At 59.3% G+C, this 3,840-nt stretch carries 3 protein-coding genes; all 3 read left to right on the top strand.

Annotation, left to right across the window (positions count from 1 at the left end):
• The first annotated feature begins 425 nt into the window (after positions 1-425).
• Positions 426-2,153, top strand: a complete 1,728-nt coding sequence (locus tag HZB60_09075; GenBank protein ID MBI5059912.1) for a calcium-binding protein — start codon at positions 426-428, stop codon at positions 2,151-2,153.
• Between the two features lie 232 nt (positions 2,154-2,385).
• Entirely contained in the window at positions 2,386-3,174 is a 789-nt protein-coding gene (locus HZB60_09070; protein ID MBI5059911.1) for a hypothetical protein, read from the top strand.
• A 20-nt stretch (positions 3,175-3,194) separates the two neighbouring features.
• The gene (locus tag HZB60_09065; GenBank protein MBI5059910.1) at positions 3,195-3,782 is read left to right on the top strand and encodes an ATP-binding cassette domain-containing protein; all 588 of its coding nucleotides are present in this window, start codon (positions 3,195-3,197) and stop codon (positions 3,780-3,782) included.
• Positions 3,783-3,840 lie beyond the last annotated feature (58 nt).

The raw sequence follows: 3,840 nt of genomic DNA, 5'->3' as shown, positions 1-3,840 counted from the left end.
ACCGAACTCATCAAGACGGTGCGTGGCCATCTCCATCGGCGACAGAAACAGCCCCTGGTGATCAAGAATTTCTTTCAAGAACAGCATGTGCGGTATGCTGCCTGAAGAAGTACGCACTATTTGATGGTCGGCTCAGTAAGAAAGCGCATATCGATTGATACCTATTGATTAAACACTAGAAGAACTGCCATCCTATGCGGCCTCAAGTCGGCATCGAGTGTATCAGTGGAGTGCGCAACGTGAGAAACGCATCGGCATGAAGAGAAAGGAGGAAGGAGACCGATGTGAACGGGGCACACATCCGCAGGGCGTGGAGGTTGATGAAGCATGAGGGCGGATACAGCTGCGACAATACCCGTTCTTCCTCATAGAACTTGGCCGATGATGAGGTGATAAAAAGGACAAACCAATGGCATTAGGAGGCGATGATGGCAGTGATCAACGGCACGTCGGGCAATGACATCCTCAACGGCACAATTCTTAGTGACCAGATTTTCGGATTCGGTGGTAACGACACCCTCAACGGCAACAGCGGCAACGACACGTTGAACGGTGGCACCGGCAGTGACGTACTCAATGGCGGGGCCGGCGATGACGTACTGAACGGCGACACCGGCAACGACACTGCCGATTACAGTACGTCGACGGCAGGGGTCACGGTGATCCTCAATCTCGCAGGCGCGCAAAACACCGGGGGCGCAGGCACCGACACACTCACGAGTATTGAGAACCTCATCGGCTCAAATTTTAACGACGAGCTTAGAGTCTTCGGCCTCTTCGACAATATTACTCGCCACTACACGCTCAACGGCGGGGCCGGCGATGACCATCTCTCGGGTGGGAGCTCTGCGGGTAATAGCACCGTCACGCTCAACGGCGGGACCGGCAACGATCAGCTGAATCTTCTTTATTCTGGCACGGCCAACGGCGATGCCGGGAACGACAACCTCTGGGCTATTGGACGCGGCAACGGTACGCTGAACGGTGGGGACGGCAACGACGTGCTGACGGAGCAGTGGAAAGACAATCTCAGAGGCAACTACACGCTCAACGGCGATGCTGGTAATGATCAGCTCCTTGGCGACGGCACGCTCAATGGCGGCACCGGTAATGACCAGCTCGTGGGCGGCACCGGCAACGGTACGCTCAGCGGGGGCAGCGGCAATGACGTGCTCAACGGCGGGGCGGGCAATGACCTGCTGAACGGGGGTACCGGCAACGACACAGCCGACTACAGCACGGCGACGGCGGGGGTTACGCTCTTCCTCAATCAGTCGGGCGCACAGGACACCGGGGGAGCGGGCACCGACACACTGGTGAGCATTGAGAACCTCATCGGCTCAAATTTCAATGACAAGTTCGCGATTGTCAACCTCTTTGGTGACCCTCGCTTCTACACGCTCAACGGTGGGGTCGGCGATGACGAGCTATTTGGAGAGGGGTCTTATAACCCCATCACGCTGAATGGCGGGACCGGCAACGACAAACTGACTATCGCTTCTGGCACGGCCAACGGTGATGAAGGTGACGATAAGCTCTCTGGCAGTGGCACGCTAAATGGTGGGGCGGGGAATGATGAGCTCAATGGCGACGGCACGCTGAATGGTGATACGGGTGATGATCACCTCGTTGGTAACGCCACCCTGAATGGCGGGGCTGGCAATGATACACTGTGGGCTCCGGGTACCACGAGAGCAAGTGGTGCTGAGGGTACTCTCAACGGCGGGTCCGGCAATGACTGGTTGCGTGCTGCGGATGGCACATTTACGCTCAATGGCGGGGCCGGAGCCGACATCCTAGAGCACGGGACCGAGGTTAGTATACGGACTGGCACTGAGTTGACCTTTAAGTACACATCGGTCAACGACACTCCGTCCGGCAGTGGCCGGGATACCATCATCGGTTTTGCCGGAGAGACCGGCGATACAATCGATTTGTCCGCGATCGATGCCAATGCCCTGCTGGCCGGCAACCAGACCTTCACCTACATTGGCACCGCGACCTTTACGGCAGCGGGCCAGCTCCGATACAACACGACTAGCGGCATCCTGTCCGGCAGCACCGATGCGGATGCGGCATCGGAGTTTCAGATTCTGCTGGTCGGCATCCCGACGGTCACAGTCGGAGGAGCGGGCACCGACGTCATCCTATAAGGCGCGTGACGCCACGAAGGGCCCCCCTGTCCGGGGCGCCCTTCGTGGGCCGAGACGGAGATATCGAAATCCGATGTCATGAGCGTTACGGTATGCCTACGGGTTTGAAAGCTTCAGGCAAAATGAGGTATTCAAGAGCCTTCTTTGAGCGATTGTCCGTATGGGAGCATGGGGCTGATCATTTAGAGAGGCCTCTGTTACTCCCTCACGGTTCCATGAACTCACAGCAACCATGACGAAACCAAAGCTGACCACCTCAGCGACACCTCTGACGAGCGAGTCGTCTGATCTGCAACGAGCCTTGGCGGCCTGTCGTCGGTCCTTCCTGACTACCGCGTTTTTTAGCCTGTTCGTGAATCTGCTGATGCTCGTGCCGGCAATCTACATGCTCGCCGTGTATGACCGGGTGCTGATGAGCGGGAGCGAATCGACGCTGCTGATGCTCACGGTCATTACGATTTTTCTCTTCCTGGTGCTTGGCGGGCTCGAATGGATCCGGTCACGGATCATGGTCGCCACGAGTGCCCGACTCGATGAGCACCTGGGTGAACGGGTCTTTGACGCCATTTTTACCCAATCCCTCACCAGCAGCGGAACGGTCGCTACGGCCCAACCCCTGACCGATCTCTTGCAGATCCGGCAATTCTTGACCGGCCCCGGGTTGCTGGCCTTTTTCGATGCGCCCTGGATCCCGATCTATGTCGGGCTCATGTTCCTGTTTCATCTCTACTTCGGGGTGGTGGCGGTCCTGTCCATGCTCCTGTTGGCGGGGCTCGCGTGGTGGAATGAGCTGGCGACCCGCACCGATCTCGCGGAGGCGAACCGAGAATCGATCGAGGCCACCCAGTTCGTCCAACGCAATGTCCGCAATGCCGAAGTGGTGGAGGCCATGGGTATGCTGCCTCGCTTACGAGCACGCTGGTACGCGCGACACATGCAGGTGCTCGCGCTGCAAAGTCGGGCCAGCACCAAAGCCGGGGGGCCTATCTGGCCATCCAGAAGGCGATCTCTCCAGGCCTAGTCATCTCCGGGTCCATTCTCTTGGGCCGGGCGCTCGCGCCGCTCGACCAAATGATTGCCGGCTGGCGAGGGTTTCTCGGGGCGCGCGAGGCCTATGGACGGCTTGATACGCTGCTCCGAACCATCCCCGAACGCGCCGCCCGCATGTCATTACCACCACTACGGGGGCAGATCACACTGGAGGACCTCGTCATCGCGGTGTCGGGTCGGAACGAGCCCATCCTGAACGGGGTGACCCTCACGATCGAACCGGGGACGACGGTGGCGCTCATCGGACCCAGCGCGGCCGGCAAATCCACGCTGGCACGGGCGATCCTCGGGCTGTACCGTCCAGCGCGCGGACGGGTCTGCCTTGATGGCGCAGACCTCCACAACTGGGATCGGACCCAACTCAGCCAGTACGTGGGCTACCTCCCGCAAGATGTGGAATTGCTCGACGGCACCGTCGCGGAGAACATCGCGCGCTTCGGCCCGATCGAGGCGGACCGTGTGGTCGAAGCGGCCCGATGGGCGGGGATCCATGAGATGATCTTGACCTTGCCGCAGGCCTGTCAAGGGTCATCCAAATCTCCCCAGCTCGGGTCATCAAAAATTCCCCACCCGGGTTAAGTGGTCGCCGCCGTTTCCTCCAGTCGGACAAGCCCCGCTTTCAGTTTCTCCTTGAGCC

The organism is candidate division KSB1 bacterium, assembly GCA_016214895.1.
Lineage (GTDB): Bacteria > Electryoneota > RPQS01 > RPQS01 > RPQS01 > JACRMR01.
This window is presented reverse-complemented; position numbering and strand designations above follow the sequence as displayed.

What these genes read in the sequence shown, in the direction of transcription:
- HZB60_09075 (MBI5059912.1), top strand. Translation starts at nt 426, where the DNA reads ATGATGGCAGTGATCAACGGCACGTCGGGCAATGACATCCTCAACGGC.
- HZB60_09070 (MBI5059911.1), top strand. Translation starts at nt 2,386, where the DNA reads ATGACGAAACCAAAGCTGACCACCTCAGCGACACCTCTGACGAGCGAG.